The sequence below is a fragment of the Crocosphaera sp. genome (assembly GCF_030064895.1).
In the GTDB taxonomy this organism is placed as follows: Bacteria; Cyanobacteriota; Cyanobacteriia; order Cyanobacteriales; family Microcystaceae; genus Crocosphaera.
Genome location: NZ_JASJEB010000054.1, coordinates 1 through 16,328, shown reverse-complemented (window position 1 = coordinate 16,328; position 16,328 = coordinate 1). Strand labels below are relative to the sequence as shown.

16 protein-coding genes and 1 pseudogene are annotated in these 16,328 nt (G+C 36.3%); 11 read left to right on the top strand and 6 right to left on the bottom strand.

Features of this window, described 5'->3' with window-relative positions:
• Positions 1–114: 114 nt before the first annotated feature.
• Together QNJ66_RS13555 and QNJ66_RS13550 are read right to left on the bottom strand one after the other, a co-directional pair.
• Positions 115–630, bottom strand: a complete 516-nt coding sequence (locus QNJ66_RS13555; protein WP_300507779.1) for a hypothetical protein — start codon at positions 628–630, stop codon at positions 115–117.
• Between the two features lie 52 nt (positions 631–682).
• Positions 683–1,159, bottom strand: a complete 477-nt coding sequence (locus QNJ66_RS13550) for a toxin-activating lysine-acyltransferase (protein WP_300507777.1) — start codon at positions 1,157–1,159, stop codon at positions 683–685.
• 163 nt (positions 1,160–1,322) lie between these two features.
• Between QNJ66_RS13550 and QNJ66_RS13545 the strand changes: the two genes are divergently transcribed.
• The 7 genes from QNJ66_RS13545 to QNJ66_RS13515 all read left to right on the top strand — a co-directional run bounded on the left by QNJ66_RS13545 (position 1,323) and on the right by QNJ66_RS13515 (position 7,286).
• Positions 1,323–2,141 (top strand): carbon-nitrogen hydrolase family protein, encoded by an 819-nt coding sequence (locus QNJ66_RS13545; protein WP_300507774.1) that lies wholly within the window; start codon positions 1,323–1,325, stop codon positions 2,139–2,141.
• 11 nt (positions 2,142–2,152) lie between these two features.
• Entirely contained in the window at positions 2,153–3,613 is a 1,461-nt protein-coding gene (locus QNJ66_RS13540) for a glycoside hydrolase family 13 protein (protein WP_300507772.1), read from the top strand.
• 102 nt (positions 3,614–3,715) lie between these two features.
• Complete coding sequence (locus tag QNJ66_RS13535; RefSeq protein ID WP_300507770.1) at positions 3,716–4,003, top strand: DUF2288 domain-containing protein; 288 nt, start codon at positions 3,716–3,718, stop codon at positions 4,001–4,003.
• A 128-nt stretch (positions 4,004–4,131) separates the two neighbouring features.
• Positions 4,132–4,227, top strand: coding sequence for a photosystem II reaction center protein T (locus QNJ66_RS13530; RefSeq protein WP_300507768.1), 96 nt, complete (start codon positions 4,132–4,134; stop codon positions 4,225–4,227).
• A gap of 179 nt (positions 4,228–4,406) precedes the next feature.
• Positions 4,407–4,967 carry a transcriptional regulator NrdR gene (gene nrdR, locus QNJ66_RS13525; protein ID WP_300507763.1) on the top strand — a complete coding sequence of 187 codons (561 nt, stop codon included), beginning with the start codon at positions 4,407–4,409 and terminating at the stop codon, positions 4,965–4,967.
• Between the two features lie 89 nt (positions 4,968–5,056).
• Entirely contained in the window at positions 5,057–6,421 is a 1,365-nt protein-coding gene (locus QNJ66_RS13520) for a TrkH family potassium uptake protein (RefSeq protein ID WP_300507760.1), read from the top strand.
• A gap of 166 nt (positions 6,422–6,587) precedes the next feature.
• On the top strand, positions 6,588–7,286 hold the full coding sequence (locus QNJ66_RS13515) for a TrkA family potassium uptake protein (RefSeq protein WP_300507757.1): 699 nt from the start codon (positions 6,588–6,590) through the stop codon (positions 7,284–7,286).
• On the opposite strand, the pseudogene QNJ66_RS13510 reads toward QNJ66_RS13515, so the two are convergent.
• A pseudogene (locus QNJ66_RS13510) lies at positions 7,274–7,570 on the bottom strand (deaminase); the annotation flags it as partial. The gene QNJ66_RS13515 and the pseudogene QNJ66_RS13510 overlap by 13 nt on opposite strands.
• 182 nt (positions 7,571–7,752) lie before the next feature.
• On the opposite strand from QNJ66_RS13510, the gene dcd reads away from it, so the two are divergent.
• Both dcd and QNJ66_RS13500 read left to right on the top strand, forming a co-directional pair.
• On the top strand, positions 7,753–8,304 hold the full coding sequence (gene dcd, locus QNJ66_RS13505) for a dCTP deaminase (RefSeq protein ID WP_300507756.1): 552 nt from the start codon (positions 7,753–7,755) through the stop codon (positions 8,302–8,304).
• Between the two features lie 71 nt (positions 8,305–8,375).
• A complete protein-coding gene (locus tag QNJ66_RS13500) occupies positions 8,376–9,098 on the top strand; it encodes a hypothetical protein (RefSeq protein ID WP_300507753.1) in 723 nt (240 codons plus the stop codon).
• A 39-nt stretch (positions 9,099–9,137) separates the two neighbouring features.
• Here QNJ66_RS13500 and QNJ66_RS13495 read toward each other — a convergent pair whose 3' ends face one another.
• From QNJ66_RS13495 to QNJ66_RS13485, 3 genes are all read right to left on the bottom strand, one after another.
• Positions 9,138–10,646, bottom strand: coding sequence for a thymidylate synthase (locus QNJ66_RS13495; RefSeq protein WP_300507751.1), 1,509 nt, complete (start codon positions 10,644–10,646; stop codon positions 9,138–9,140).
• A gap of 105 nt (positions 10,647–10,751) precedes the next feature.
• Positions 10,752–12,098, bottom strand: a complete 1,347-nt coding sequence (locus QNJ66_RS13490) for a HAMP domain-containing sensor histidine kinase (protein WP_300507748.1) — start codon at positions 12,096–12,098, stop codon at positions 10,752–10,754.
• Positions 12,099–12,102: 4 nt separating this feature from the next.
• A complete protein-coding gene (locus tag QNJ66_RS13485) occupies positions 12,103–13,389 on the bottom strand; it encodes a hypothetical protein (RefSeq protein WP_300507746.1) in 1,287 nt (428 codons plus the stop codon).
• Positions 13,390–13,800: 411 nt separating this feature from the next.
• Between QNJ66_RS13485 and murF the strand changes: the two genes are divergently transcribed.
• Both murF and QNJ66_RS13475 read left to right on the top strand, forming a co-directional pair.
• Complete coding sequence (murF, locus tag QNJ66_RS13480) at positions 13,801–15,159, top strand: UDP-N-acetylmuramoyl-tripeptide--D-alanyl-D-alanine ligase (RefSeq protein WP_300507743.1); 1,359 nt, start codon at positions 13,801–13,803, stop codon at positions 15,157–15,159.
• Positions 15,160–15,188: 29 nt separating this feature from the next.
• A complete protein-coding gene (locus QNJ66_RS13475) occupies positions 15,189–16,157 on the top strand; it encodes a 3'(2'),5'-bisphosphate nucleotidase (RefSeq protein ID WP_300507740.1) in 969 nt (322 codons plus the stop codon).
• The last annotated feature ends 171 nt before the right edge of the window (positions 16,158–16,328 follow it).

Sequence of the window (16,328 nt, the reverse complement as noted above, 5' to 3'; positions counted from 1 at the left end):
TTATTTCCCATTGGGAATCTGTTATATCTGACGGATAAGAACGTCTCTTCATAAAACTGTCATAAAAACTTATTCCATAGTTTTATAACCACAAATCTGTGCCGCCTAATTTCTTTATCTTTTCTTTACAAACAGTCTCTTAAAAGTAATTTCTCCATTGCCATATTTTCTTACCTTAGCGTACCCTGCTGCACCTGCAAAATAGAGGTTTCCATCGCCACTTTGGTAAGTATCTGAATGTCCAGCTACACCTTTAAAAGTTATTTCTCCATTACCATATTTTTTAACTCTTGAACTACCCGCAGCACCAGCAAAATAGATATTTCCTGTCCCTTTTGATTCAACGTAGGAACTGCCAGCAGCACCAGCAAAATAGATATTACCCCATTGATATTTTCTAACATCAACACCGATGGCCGCACCATAAAGGTCTAAATGACCACTATCATCTCTTACCTTCAGACCTCCACCGACTCCATAGATTTTATCGTGACCATGCTTTGTATGAATGGTAGTAGAGATTGCCAGTAGATGGATATTATCGTTGCCGTTGGTACCATCATAGTTACCAGTAAATGTGGATGCAATAGATTTACCAACACTCTTAAAAAAGTTACCTACTTTTCCCATGATTAATACATCTCCTCATTAATTTTACAAAATTTTTAAACAAGATAAAAACCTATATTCTCCAATTAGCAATTGCTTTTAAACTGCCATCGGGACGAATTCTTAATGATTTTCCTGGTGTTCCTTTTGGTAAAACATTTGTCCGCAAATCTTTAATAATTAAACGCGCATGACCAAAAGGTGCGATAAATTCTGGAAACCATAAGTTATTTCCACTTTGCCATTCATCTAGTTTCAAAACATAATTTCCTGTTTGAAATTTTTCTTCTACTTCATCACTTAACCATGCCCAATTAACAAATCCCAAAGGCTGACCTTCAATTTCACAATAGCGAAATTGATTGTGAATTAATGAAGGGATAAATCGTTCTGAAATATCAATGATTTCATATTTTCTGTGTAAACTAGAACTCATCATTAGATAAGTAATAGAACCGATCATTTGTAACTGTTCTTGAGCAACAAATGATTGTATTTCTGTTTCTTTTTCATCTAATTTCTTCGATTGTAGTTGATATTCTTCAACCATGACTTTCTGTGTTTTCCATGTAAGGTCACTATAATGTTTCAACCAGTAAATGAAAAACAGCCTAGTCTTACCTTAATTTTCTCTGAGTATTTTTAAGACTAGATATTCCTAGCCTCCCGTCTTAGCTTATAATCACAATTAGGATTTTGATTATAAGGACGGAATGAAACCTTATCTTGCTGCTGCTATTCAAATGACAAGCAAGCCCGATCTAGAAAAAAATCTAGTAGAGGCTGAAGAACTGATTGAACTTGCTGTACGTCGTGGTGCCGAATTAATCGGTCTACCAGAAAATTTTGCTTTTCTAGGGAAAGAAGAAGACAAACTCAACAAAGCCTCAGAAATTTCCCAAAAAGCGGAAAAATTTGTCAAAACTATGGCCCAACGCTTTCAAGTAACCATTTTAGGCGGAGGCTTTCCAGTCCCCGTCGAAGGCGATGGAAAAAAGGCTTACAATACCGCTATTTTAGTTGATCCCACAGGAAAAGAAGTCTCTCGTTATCAAAAAGCTCATTTATTCGATGTTGATGTCCCTGATGGTAATACTTATCGGGAATCAAGTACAGTGATGCCAGGAAACAAGTTACCTGATGTTTATGCTTCAGAAGACTTAGGTAACTTAGGACTATCTATCTGTTATGATGTGCGCTTCCCCGAGTTATATCGTCATTTATCGAGTCAAGGGGTAGAAGTTTTATTTGTTCCGGCTGCTTTTACCGCTTTTACTGGCAAAGATCACTGGCAAGTTCTTCTACAAGCTAGAGCGATCGAAAACACCTGCTATATCGTCGCACCAGCACAAACGGGCAACCACTACGCCAGACGCTTTACCCACGGTCACGCCGTCATTATTGACCCTTGGGGCATTATTTTAGACGACGCAGGACAACAACCGGGTATGGCCTTAGCAGAAATTAACCCTAACCGTGTAAAACAAGTGCGCCAACAAATGCCTTCCTTACAACATCGTGTCTTTGTCTGAGAGGTATAAAAATGGCTATAAAAACTCCCGATTGGGTAAAAGACGCAATTTTTTACCAAATTTATCCCGATACCTTTGCAAGAAAGGTTCCACCTCACCAAAAATGGTTATTAGATGTACCCCTAGAAGACTGGGACGCGCCCCCAACTTTCCAAGGATACAAAGGGGGCAACCTCTGGGGAGTCATTGATAAATTGGATTATTTACAAGATTTAGGGGTTAATGCCCTCTATTTTACCCCTATTTTTCGCTCTGCCAGCAACCATCGCTATCATACCCAAGATTATTATGCCATCGATCCTTTATTGGGAGAAAGAGAGGCTTTTGATCTCTTGTTGAAAACTGCCCATGATAAAGGGTTCAAGGTGGTTTTAGATGGGGTATTTAATCACGCTAGTCGTGGCTTTTTCTTTTTTAACGATATCCTGGAAAATGGACCAAATTCCCCTTGGTTAGATTGGTTTAAAATCGAAGGGTGGCCTTTATCTGCTTATGATGGCAGTCGTCCGGCTAATTATGTTTCTTGGATCGATTATCGCGCTTTACCTCAGTTTAACCACGATAATCCGGCAGTGAAAGAATATATTATGCAGGTGGGGGAATATTGGTTAGAACAAGGGATCGACGGTTGGCGGTTGGATGTACCGAACTGTGTCAAAGCAGAGGGTTTTTGGGAGGAATTTCGCGAAAGAGTGAAAGCGGTGAATCCTGAAGCCTATATTGTCGGAGAAATCGTTTTTGATGCCACTCCATGGTTAGATGGCAAGCAATTTGATGGGGTGATGAATTATCCGTTTGCTCGTTTAACTGCTTGTTTTGTTATTGGCGATCGCGTTGACAAGGACACTATCCCCAGTTTTTATAAGCCCTACGAAACCCTCGATGCAGAGGGATATGCAAAGGGAATTGAGGAATTATTAGCCCGTCATCCTTGGGAAATTCAATTAACCCAGTTAAATCTCCTGGATAGTCACGATACTTCTCGTTTTCTAACTATGGCAGGAGGCGATCGCACTTCTCTACAGTTAGCTACGTTATTCTTATTTACCTTTCCTGGCACTCCAAACATATTTTATGGCGATGAAATTGGTATTGAAGGTGGTAGAGATCCTGATGGAAGAAAAGGTTTTCCTACAGAGGAAAAATGGGATCAAGAAACCTTATCTTATCATAAACAATTAATCCAAATTCGCAAAAAATATACGGCTTTACGAACAGGAGACTATCAGGTTATTGCTACTCAAGGAAATGTCTATGTTTTTGCCCGTATTTTAGGAGAAGAAGGGTTGATTATTGCGGTGAATAGTGGTCTAGAAAAAGCAGAAATGCTAATAGATAAATTTGATAAAGTACCCTCAATTTTAGAGGCTAAACCAAGTCAGATTATTTATGGAGAAGGAGCAATTAATTGGGATAATAACCAGTTAAAAATAACAGTATCTCCTCGTTCTGGCTTCATTATAGCACCTTGAACAGTGAACAGTTACCAGTGACCAATCAATTTAAATAAAAACTGCTAACTGGTAACTGATAATTGACAATTGAAAACCTAATTGATCAAGTAGAAACTATTTATGGAAGAAATCAGAAAAAAACTAGAAGAAGACATGGCCGATGTTAATTGGAATGACATTAAACCCCACGCCCAAAGGGATGCTGTTATTGTAGTTAATGAAAAATTAAACCTATTAGATGTCGGTGTTGCTATCGCTCAAGATGACAAAAAAGCTGTTGAACATTGGATTACAGAACAATTAATTTGTAAGCCATCCAATCAACAATTAAGTGATTGGAATATTGACCAAACTCAACTATTTAAGACTTTAATTGTACAACCCTTTGTCTTAGTTCAAAGTCTTTAGCAGAGTGATCACTGGCCATTAATCACTGGTCACTGTTCACTGTTCACTGATAAGTACCCGGTACTGCATGGAATTTTGTCAATTTTTTGATACACTAGGTATGAAAATAATTTTAGGAAATTCTTAAGATGGAAAGCGTTGCTTATATCGTTGTTTTAATTATGGCATTGGCGGTTCTTTTCTTTGCGATCGCTTTTCGCGAACCCCCCCGTATCCAAAAGTAGGTTTCAGGGTCTAATCTCCCCAAAACCAGTCAGTTTCCAGGTTATCTGAGCCGTCATTTTCCCCAATTTTAAGCGAGGGGAGTCAAGACGGCTCAGAATCTTGTATTTTCTCGCAATTTACTAATTATTTTGAGTTCTTACTTCTTTTACTTTAATTTTCCGTTATTACGGATCGTCCTATGCAATGTCCCTACTGTCAGCATACAAATAGCCGCGTTTTAGAATCGCGATCTTCCGAAGGCGGGCAAAGCACCCGTCGTCGCCGTGAATGTTTAAACTGTAAACACCGTTTTACCACTTATGAACGCATCGAGTTTGTTCCCATAACTGTTATTAAACACGACGGCAAAAAAGAGTCCTTCGATGCTTCCAAGCTCTTGCGAGGTATGGTCAGAGCTTGTGAGAAGACAGGAATTACTCATCAACGCCTTGAGAACATTGTAGACGATATTGAGTCCTATTTACAACAACGTCCTCAAAGACAAGTTACCACTCACGAAATTGGCCAGTTGGTACTACAATATTTACGGAAAGAAAATGAAGTGGCTTATATTCGTTTTGCTTCTGTTTATGGAAGGTTTAAAGGGATTAAAGATTTTGTGGAAACCCTCGATCAACTACAACAAGAAACTGTGTCTGCATCGGTCTCTCAATGGTCTAACGGTTCCACCAAAAACAGAGGAGAATCTGCAAATTCCCAATTTTTAAGTTTAAGCCATAATAATTCTGATCATGTTTAATTAGGAAAACAGATAATAAAAAATTGACAATAAATCAGCAATAATTAATAATAAATAAGTCTATCCTTTTGTAGATTTACTATTTGATAATGACAATTGCTAGGACAATTTGTGTAGGTTTTCTTGCGGTAATTGCTGTAGGAACGCTGTTATTAATGTTACCTTTTGCCACTTATGATGGTAGTTGGAATAATCCTCTAGTTGCCTTATTTACTTCGACTTCTGCTGTTTGTGTTACTGGATTAATTGTTGTTGATACAGGAAGTTATTTTTCTTTCTGGGGTCAATTAATTATTTTACTTTTAATTCAAGTGGGAGGTTTAGGGTATATGACTACCACAACTTTCCTGATTTTATTATTAGGGCGAAGGTTTGATCTCAGACAAAAATTGGCCATACAAGAGTCTTTTGATCGTCCTTTTTTACACGGGAATAGTAAGACCCTGATTCGTTCTATTATTGCTACAACTCTAGTTTTTGAAATTTTAGGTATTCTCTTGATGCTTAATGTATTTTCCAAAAAATATGGAACTTTAAAAGGGTTATGGTATGCAATTTTTCATAGTATTAGTGCTTGGAATAATGCAGGTTTTAGCTTATTTTCTGATAGCTTAACCAGTCTGGATGATTCTTTAACTATTAATTTTATTATTCCTTTATTAATTATTTTTGGTGGCATTGGTTATCAAGTTATTATGGAACTTTATATGGCCATTGTTCATTTTGTTACTAGAAAGCGGGAAAGATGGGTTTTTTCTTTAAATTTTAAGGTAGTAATCAGTACAACGGCAATTTTATTATTATTCGGAACTCTAATCTTTTTTCTCGTGGAATATCTTAATCCTGATACATTAGGTAATCTGGATTTAAGAAGTAAGTTACTAACAGCATGGTTTCAATCTGTTACCACAAGAACTGCTGGATTTAATAGTATTGATATCGGAGGAATGACCTTTGCTGGTTTATTATTAACTATGGGATTAATGTTTATTGGTGCCAGTCCTAGTGGAACAGGAGGGGGAATTAAAACAACAACATTGAGCATTTTAACTAACTGTACTCGTTCTGTTTTAAGAGGGAATGATGAGGTGGTAATGTTCGAGCGAGAAATTCCCGTACCATTAATTTTAAAAGCAGTAGCAGTTGTTTTTGGTTCTACTAATATGGTGGTGTTAATGACTTTTTTGATCTACTTAAATGAGGGTATTTTTCATCCTAGCTTTTTTGAATCTGCTCGTACTTCATTACAAGTTTTCTTTGAAGTTATTTCCGCTTTTGCTACCGTAGGATTATCCACAGGAATTACAGATAAATTATCGGCAGTTTCTCAATTATTATTAATCTTAACTATGTATACTGGAAGAGTTGGAATTCTGGTATTTATGGCTGCGATCGCAGGAGAAACTCGTCCCACGGTTATTCAATATCCTGAAGAAAATTTATTGGTGGGATAGACATTAAATTTGATATAATAAGGCAGAAGCAAGCTATAACAGTACGAAAATTAGTTAGGACATTTTTCTACCTTTAATTGTCATTCCGAGGCAAGGAGGAATCTGATAATTGTCCTAATCGAAATGTCTAGTAGTATATTGTTTAAAAAAAGGGTGAGGTATCAACTTGAAATCCTTAAATTTTTTTAGTAGTCTCCGTCGAGAAACCCGTCAATTTGCTGTTATTGGGTTAGGAAGGTTTGGCCGCGCTGTTTGTGGAACACTTCATAAATTAGGATATGAAGTATTAGGAACTGACCTCAATGAAGCGTTAGTTGCTCAAGTTTTAGCAGAAAAACTTGCATCTAGTGCCATTGAATTAGATTCTACTAAACCCAATGCTTTAAAAGAAGCAGGAATCTTTGAATTTGATACAGTTATTATTGCTATTGGTAACTATTTAGAAGAAAGTATTATTACTACTTTAAACGTCAAAGAAGGTGGAGTAAAATATGTTGTTTCCAAAGCTTCTTCCGATGTTCATGGTAAACTATTAAAAAGGGTTGGAGCAGATTTAGTTGTCTTTCCTGAATACCAAGCAGGATGTAATTTAGGACATTTATTAACCCAAAACCCAGGGGTACTGGAAAGGTTTGAGCTTGACCCCGATAATAGTATTGTAGAAACTCGTATTCCTGAAGAGTTTCATGGCAAAACCCTGGAAGAATTACATTTAAGAAGTCGTTATAAAATTAGTGTGTTAGCGATAGGAAATGATGATAAATTCAAAATTAACCCTAACCCTCAAGAAAAATTAGATAAGGACTTATCAATGGTTGTCATTGGTTCTAATAAAGCAATTCAAAAATTACCTTATAAAGTTTGATGATTTTCTAACTTTTCTCTCGCTGTTAAGGTAGGATTTAAGAGGAATAAAGATGCGCGTTTTGCTGTTTCTTGGGATAACTTTATTTGAGTTAAACTCACTAAACCGTCTTTAATAAAAGCATCTCTAACCAAGACTTTATCACCCTTATTAAAATCGCTTTCATAGAGAACTTCTCTAATACCAGCAGAAATAATTAATTTTAAGCAGTAAAGACAGGGTTCTAAGGTAACATAAATACTGGCTCCGTGGGTAGAAATGCCGTGTTTTGCTGCTTGGGCTATGACTCATAGCAATTTCCTAAAGTATAGCTACAAATTTGGGTCGGGGTCAACGGCCGTTGACCCCGGCAAGATCAATATCTGTAGTCCAAGTTGATGAAAATGGTCTTACTTTATGGGACAATAATTACCAGTTTTACCTTTATAGACCTAAAGTGATTAAAAACGACATCTGGATTATAAAAATGGCAAAAGAGGGTATGATATCTCCCTTTGAACCTCAGCAAGTTCGTAGAGTTGAGGATGTACCTGTTATTTCTTACGGTTTAAGTAGTTTTGGCTATGATATTAGGTTATCTGCTGTAGAGTTTCGTATTTTTAGACATATTCCGGGGACAGTTGTTGATCCTAAAAATTTTAGTTCTGACAATTTAGAGTCGACAAAACTCTATCATGATTCTAGTGGTACTTATTTTATTTTACCTGCTCATTCTTATGGATTAGGGGTTTCTTTTGAACGCTTGGAAGTACCAGAAAATGTTACAGTCATTTGTTTAGGAAAAAGCACTTATGCTCGTTGTGGAATTGTTGCAAATGTGACTCCTGCCGAAGCAGCTTGGCGAGGACATTTAACTTTAGAATTTTCTAATTCATCCAGTGCTGATTGTCGAATTTATGCAAAAGAGGGCATTGTTCAATTACTATTTTTAGAAGGAGAACCTTGCTCTATAGATTATGAATCTCGTAGTGGTAAATATCAAGATCAACCTGAAAGCGTTACTCTGCCTCGTATGTAATTATTGCTTATTCAGCTTTTTAGGGATTATTTATCTTTTTAGCCCACAAAATTAAACCACAGAATTATTCAATGCCTATTTTAACTGATACTGATATACAGAAGATTTTGTGTACAGAAGAAAACCAATGGAACAGAGAAACACAATTATTAATTAAAAAATATAATGAGGACTGTTTAACCTCAATGGGTTATGATTTGAGGGTTGGTGGTTTCATGAAGTCTTTTATAACAAAGCCTTCTCTTACTACCCTTAACGAAGGAGAACAACTGCTCATTAAACCTAGAGATATTGCCTTAATTGGTACCCTTGAAGAAATTAAAATGCCCCAAAACGGTTGTATTTCCGCCTTAATTTTATCTAAAGTTTCTAAAGTTGCTTTAGGATTATCTCATATATCCACTAAAGTAGATCCAGGATGGGCAGAAGGGGAATTATTAATTCCAGTACAGAATTTTTCTTCAGAAAGTATTAAATTAGATTATGGGGAAACATTTTGTACTATTATATTCTTGAGAAATGAATCACCTCCTCAGTCTTTATATAACTCAGAAGGTAGTCGTTCAAAATTTGTTAAATTACTTGCTCAAGTTAGAAAAAAGTCTTTATGGCAAATAGCTAAACTAGAGATAATGGAAGGTATAATTATTTTCCTATTTTTAGCTGCCGGACTAATAATTAATGCTCATTTTGAATACAATATAAATATTATAATTATTGCCCTTGTAACAGTAGGAATAGCAATGGCCAAAATAGTTAGAAACATAGTGGATCTCTATACAGGAACTAAATAAATATTATTAATCAAGCCAAGATATATCTATGTCAATATTTCAAAAAATGAGAGGTTTATCTTGTTGATAACTATCTAATTTTTTAACTAAACATATTTCTGCTTTTTGTAATTCTGTTCCTAAATAGATAGCGTGTTTAATTTCAAGACTTGGACAAGTATCAGCAATTTGTTGATAAAGTTTTCTAGCAGTTTTTCCTGAATAACAGTTAACTACTTCTCCTGAACCTGGGGTAATATGTTCAACTATAATTTCATTATCTTTAACAGAAATTAAAAAGCTTCCACTGGGATCATTATAAGTTATTTGCTGACATATTCTAGTATATTCTGTTTCAATAACCTTGTCTGCGTGTTCCCAGCAATCACTATAAATATGTGCGCTTTGACTGATAATAATCAAAGGTCCAACCTGAAAATTATGATTAGATTTATTATTAATTTCTTTTCTAATATGCTGTTGTAATTCTCGTAAACCCATTGCATTTGCTGGCCAAGCAGAAAACATATCATTACTACGAAATGTCGCAGTTAATGATAATTCATTATCAACTATTCTCACCCAAATATGATTGAGACAAGGAGGACTATCATTGTTTTCATAATCTTTAACATCCCATAGAGACATAACTACTCTGGATGAATCTTTATCACTGATTAATTTATCAATTGCTTGTTTAATTTGATCCCTTTCAAACCACGATCGCAACCTTTGACCATAAGTGTATTTTACCCCTTCTTTTTGAGGTGCATCATCAAGAATTTGACCAATATAATCATTAATAAATTCTCGTTTTATTGGTAAATAATTTGGATTAGGAAAATAAAAATTTGAGGGTTCATCGGTTACAATAGAAGTTAGATCAATCAATTCTTGCCATTGTCCATATTGAGTAGGTCTAATAGTTCCTGTTGTTTTAATTTTCTGCAATATTTTAACCCATGTTTCTGCGATAGTTTTCCCCTCAATACGATGACCATATCTCGGTCCAGGTAATACCGTTGGAGTGTTTTCTATCACTGGAAATGTTAAAGGTTCTCCCCAAGGGTTTTTGTTATTTATTTGCCTAAATTGTTCAACATAATTAACTACTTCTTTAATAGAATTGGCCAGTTTATAATCTAGAGATTTACGTAAATTTTCTAAAGCATTAGCATCAATTTGGATTTCGATATATCCATTAATCTCGGAATTAATTACCCAAATATCTCGACCAGTATCACTTTTTCCTTTAGTAAAACCCCGTTCTAAAAAGTCTAGAAAACATTGACAACTACCTGCATTTTTGTCTTCTTTTGTCGCATCTAAAATAACTAAAAATCTCACATGAGGATTAGCTAATAAATTACGAATTAAAGGACTAATTCCCCTAGTTGGACTGTATAAATTTCCGATAACTGCATAGTGTTCTGGGCTCAATTTTTTAGCAATTGATTGTCTTACAGTCCATCCTGTAATAATTGCTGTTTGTCCATGACCACAAATTAATTGATTGGGTTTACAATGAGGAATATAATTGAATTGATAATTAGATGATGCAACTGTCATAATTTAGGGTAATTTGTAGAACTTTTTTTCAATTGTTTTTATACTATAGCACTAATGATAATTAAACATATAATGAAATGGTTTCAAAATAAAAAAGCAATGAATTTATATAGGCAAAATAACAGTAAAAATTGTACCTTTATTCAACTCACTTTCTACTTTAATTTGTCCATGATGATTATCTACAATTGCTTGAGCGATCGCCAATCCTAACCCAGAACCTCCTGTACTTTTTCGAGAAGGATCAACTTGATAAAATCGATCAAATAAATGACTTAAAGCAGTTCCAGGCACACCTTTTCCTGTATCTTTTACTTTGACTTGTAAATGATGTAAACGATCACGTTTAATCTTTGTCAATTCTACTTCAACCGAGGCAACTTTTTGCTCTTTTTCTGAGCTATTATCCTCTGAAAAACTATGTTCTAAACCATTACTAATCAAATTGGTAAATAAACGAGCTAATTGATCCCAATCCCCCAATAAACTGAAATTATCTTCATCATTTTCCAACTCATTTGTTAACAAACTATTTTGTTCATTTTCTACGATATGTAGTGATAAAAAGATGTTTTTCTGTTGTGCTAAAATTCTTTGTTCTTCTATTACTTCAATTAATAAAGCATCTAAAGGAATAGTTTGCTGTTTAATTTGTAAAACTCCACTATCAGATCGGGCTAAAAATAATAAATCATTGACTAAATTTCCTAACCTTTGTGTTAACCTTTCCACCACTTTTAACTGTCTTTGTTGCACTTGTGGATCACTATTTCCATAAGCTAAAGCCATTTGTACATTGGTTTGAATAGTAGCAATAGGGTTTCTTAACTCATGGGAAGCATCCGCCGTAAATTGTTTTAAACTGTGATAAGATTCTCTTATAGGTTGAATAGCTAAACCAGATAAAAACCAACCAATAAACCCAACAATAATAATAGTAATTAACGTTCCCAATGCGAGATCAACACTAAGTTGACGAATAGGTTTTGTAACCTCAAACCAAGGATGACTGACCCGTAAATAACCTAAAATATAACGGTCTAAATTAATTCTTTGGGTAACTTGTCTCAGAATGCGATCGCCACTAAAATGAACCGTTTCTGCCCTTCTGTAAAGATGAAGGGGAATGATGGGAGGATCGCTAAAAGTTGACCAGACTAACTTTCCTTGAGGGTTAAACCATTCGAGATCGATATGATCATCTTCTGCTTCCTCAGCATTGTCTCGAAAACTGGCCTCCACATTGACCTTATAACGTCCCTCAGACACAGAAACCGACTCTATGACCAAAGAACGGTTAACCACCTCTACAACGTGCTTTAAAGTGTCATCAACCCGTTCTACAAGGGTGCTACGAACATAAAAAAACACCCCTGTAGCAAACAGAAGAAGTAAAATTGCTGTAACTGTAGTGTACCACAGAGCTAAACGACGGCGTGTCGCTTGAAACATATACTTATCTCATTTTTACTTGCTTTAAGCAGGATAGATCTACTTTACCAAAATGAACACTAAAAGCTACTTGTAAATTTTCTAAAGATTTGACCAACCAGGGAACCCCTTCTTTCGTAAATGATTCATAATGGTTAAAGAGGATAGAAAAACGCTTTTCTAGGTAGGGTTTAACTTTGCCAGAGACCAAAACCACCTTAAGTAATAAACCCATAGTACGAGTCACTCCCATGTTAGAAATCATATCCACAAAAACATAATGTTCTGGTTTCTTCCCGTTTTCAACCACCAGAAAATTCATTAATTGACTTGAAGTCCGTAAAATTAAGAACTCGGTGGGTCTTTGGTGATTGCATTCAGGGAGGGTATTTTGTAGTAAATTATAAAGATTTTTATTAAATTGTCCTTTGGAATATTTAGGATCTAAAGAAGTGAGAATATATTCATAAAGATCGTCTTTATAACGTCCAAAGGTTTTAGTATGAACCGTATGAGTCAAGAAGTTTTGGGATAGTCTCTTATAGCTATAACCCCCATCCACTGTTCCCACATAATGCTTTAAAGCTTGGTTTAAATCTTTATCTCTGAGGAGAGTGGGGTTTTTTACGGGACGAATAATCCGACTTTTCTCGACCGCTAACTCAGGGGCACGTGATACTTGGGCTAATCTAACTTTGTAGGTAACATAGCGAGATAGATCAACCTCAAAACGTTTTTCCGTTTGATTTTTAACTTTTCTAACAGTTTGTTGGTGTTCTTGACTACTTTCGTCTCCCAACAGACAATGATTGTATAGATAAGGATAACGATGAATCAAGTTACCTACCAGATTAGACTTATCTGGATTAAGTTTGTTGTTAATTACTCGCGCTAACCGTTGGAGTTTAACATTCTCATCACACTGGGTGAAGTTTTTGACCAGATATCTGACACGATTAGCTTTACTCTGATAACCATTGCGAGGAGGGGCAAGATTTTCTAACAGTCCAATTAACTCAGGAATCGCAGCCTGGGACTGGACATCCATCTGCCAATGATTAATCAAAATATGACAACAACGGTTGAAGAAGTAGTTAAACTGATGTTCGTTATTTTTCCGTTTGACGATTTTTTCTAAGGCCGTAGAAACTTCAAGGTCACGGAACCCCCGTACCTCGATAAATAACCGACGAAAATCATCAATCAACTGACTTGGGGTATCAGTTCGGATATGCTGTAAGAAGTAGTCGTAAATGACTTGTTCTTCTTGAAATCCTTGTTGTCTTGAGTAGCTTTGATTCAGATTCTTCATGGCCGTCAGCCCGTTTCAATTGATTAATTTAACCTGGGGCTGTAAAATTCCGTTTAGGTTATAGGTAAGTTTATTGCCCACTAATGGTTCGATGATAGTAATTGCTCAACTATTTTTAGATTTTTGGTTATGGTCAACAGTGTTGGTTGTCTCCTTCCTAAATTGTAGCAATGTAGGAAAAAATTTTGAAAATCGCTTTTGTGTGAGTTTTGTTATCTCTATCTAATATGCTTATGATCTCATTCACAGTTACATAGAATAGACTTTCCTAATTGAACTTTATTTTTTAAAGACATATCTAAAAATAACGGAAAAAACACCTTTTGTATGTGATCTTGATCACGAATTGTTAATTGATTTTCTTCCGTAAATTTTCTACATTTTTCTCAGTAATTATTCCAAATTATCACTATGATTCTCAGTGAAATTCCAACTATATTGTCTGCTGTCTTACAAAAAAAATCACAATCTTTATCTAATCAAGCTATCAACAAAATTAGTACCGATAGTAGAAAAATAGAAGAAAATGATATTTTTATTGCTTTACAAGGGGATAAATTTGATGGACATGATTTTATTGATGATGTAATTGCCAAAGGGGCGATTGCTGTAATTGTTAATCAGGAAGTCTCTGTACAATCAACTAAGAAAATACCGCAAATTGTTGTTAAAGATACCTTAAGCGCGTATCAAGCAATTGCAAATTGGTGGCGAAATCAGGTACAGATACCTATAGTTAGCATAACTGGATCTGTGGGTAAAACCACAACCAAAGAAATTATTGCTGCCGTCTTAGGAGTTTACGGAAACGTCCATAAAACCCAAGCTAACTACAATAACGAAATTGGCGTACCCAAAACTCTATTGGGATTAACCACAAATCATGACTACGCTGTGATTGAGATGGCCATGCGAGGCAAAGGAGAAATTGCCCTCTTAAGTCAAATTGCCTCTCCTACAATCGGAATTATAACCAATGTGGGAACAGCACATATTGGACGACTGGGATCACGACAGGCGATTGCTGAGGCTAAATGTGAATTATTGGCCGAAATGCCTCAAGATAGTGTGGCTATTCTCAACCACGATGATCAACGTCTCATGGAAACAGCAGCAACGGTGTGGCAAGGCAAAACTATCACTTATGGGTTAGAAGGAGGAGACATTACAGGAGAATTGTTAGAAAATCAAATATTAAGAGTAGAAGGGGTAGATTTTCCTTTACCTTTACCTGGCCGTCATAATGCCTTGAATTATTTAGCGGCCTTAGCTGTCACGCAACAGTTAAATTTGGACTGGACTGTTTTAAAAGAAGGGGTAACAGTCAATCTTCCTCAAGGGCGATCGCAACAATATTCCCTCAAAAACGATGTCATCCTTCTAGACGAAACCTACAACGCTGGTTTAGAATCCATGAAGGCGGCCTTACAACTGCTCAAAGATACCCCGGGAAGCCGTCATTTAGCTGTTCTTGGTACTATGAAGGAGTTGGGAGAAGCTTCTGCCGAATTACATCGGGAAGTGGGGGAAACAGCCGAAAAATTGGGCCTCGATGGTCTGTTTATTTTGGTAGATGATCCCGAAGCCAAAGCTATTATTGAAGGGGTGAAAACCATTGAAACCCAGTCTTTTTCAACCCACGAACAATTGATACAACGGTTAAAGGAAGTTATTCAACCAGGCGATCGCATTTTATTTAAAGCGTCTAATTCTGTGGGTTTAAATCGTGTGGTACAAGCAATGCTTAAGCAATTAACAATTAACAATTAACAATTAACAATTAATAATTTTGCTAAAAAATGAATTACCAAGCAGAAAAAGAATTAGCTTTGAAAATAGTGACAGAAGGGGCTAAACTCTGTCAAAGAGTGCAACAAACGGACGCGGGAAAAGCGGTTAAAAAGGCTGATACCAGTCCCGTAACTGTGGCAGATTTTGGGGCGCAAGCTATTTTATGTAAAGGGTTAATTGAGGTGTTTCCTGATGATCCTGTGATTGGGGAAGAAGATGCCACCTTCTTAGAAAAACCAGAGTTAGCAGGGGTACGTCAGCAAATTATTGAACAGGTACAACAAACTATTCCCACTGCTACCCCCGATAATGTCATAGATTGGATTAACTGGGGGAATGGACAGGTTGCGGAACGTTATTGGACTTTGGACCCCATCGATGGCACAAAAGGATTTATTCGGGGGGATCAATACGCCGTTGCTTTGGCTTTAGTGGAAGATGGAGAGGTAAAGTTAGGGGTGTTAGCTTGTCCTGCTTTTCCCAGAGAAGACGGTGGTAAGGGTGTGATTTTCTTAGGAATTCGAGGTCAAGGGGCGATAGAAATACCCTTAGAAGGGGGAACTTCTCAACCTATTCAAGTCGATCACTCCTCGAATTTTGAGCAGTTGTATCGGATTGAAAGTGTGGAATCGGTTCATAGCGATCGCGGAGTACAAACGGCCGTTGATCGCCGTTTAGGTTTGACTTATACAGCGAAACAGATGGATTCTTTGGCTAAATATGGGGCGATCGCTAGAGGAGAGGCGCATTTTTACACCAGAGTCCCTTTACCGCAATTTAAGGGGAAAAAAGAAAATATTTGGGATCATGCACCTGGAGTGATTATTGTGCAAGAAGCCGGAGGCAAGGTAACAGATTTAGAGGGTAAACCCTTAGATTTTTCTCTTGGGGCAAAATTGGGCAATAATCACGGTGTTTTAGCCACTAATGGAGCAATTCATGCCCAAGTTTTGGCAGCTATTAAACAGGAACAATAATCAAAGCTAATACAAAAATTAGTTAGAACATTTTCTATCTTAAATGCAAAAAGAGGACTCCCGTTACAGCGACAGCTTAACGGTGAGATGAATTTTTGCCAATCAAATAAATCGACCGTAGGGAGACAGTTGAATCAAGGTTTGTGCTAAAATAGAGGAGCCAACGCACCC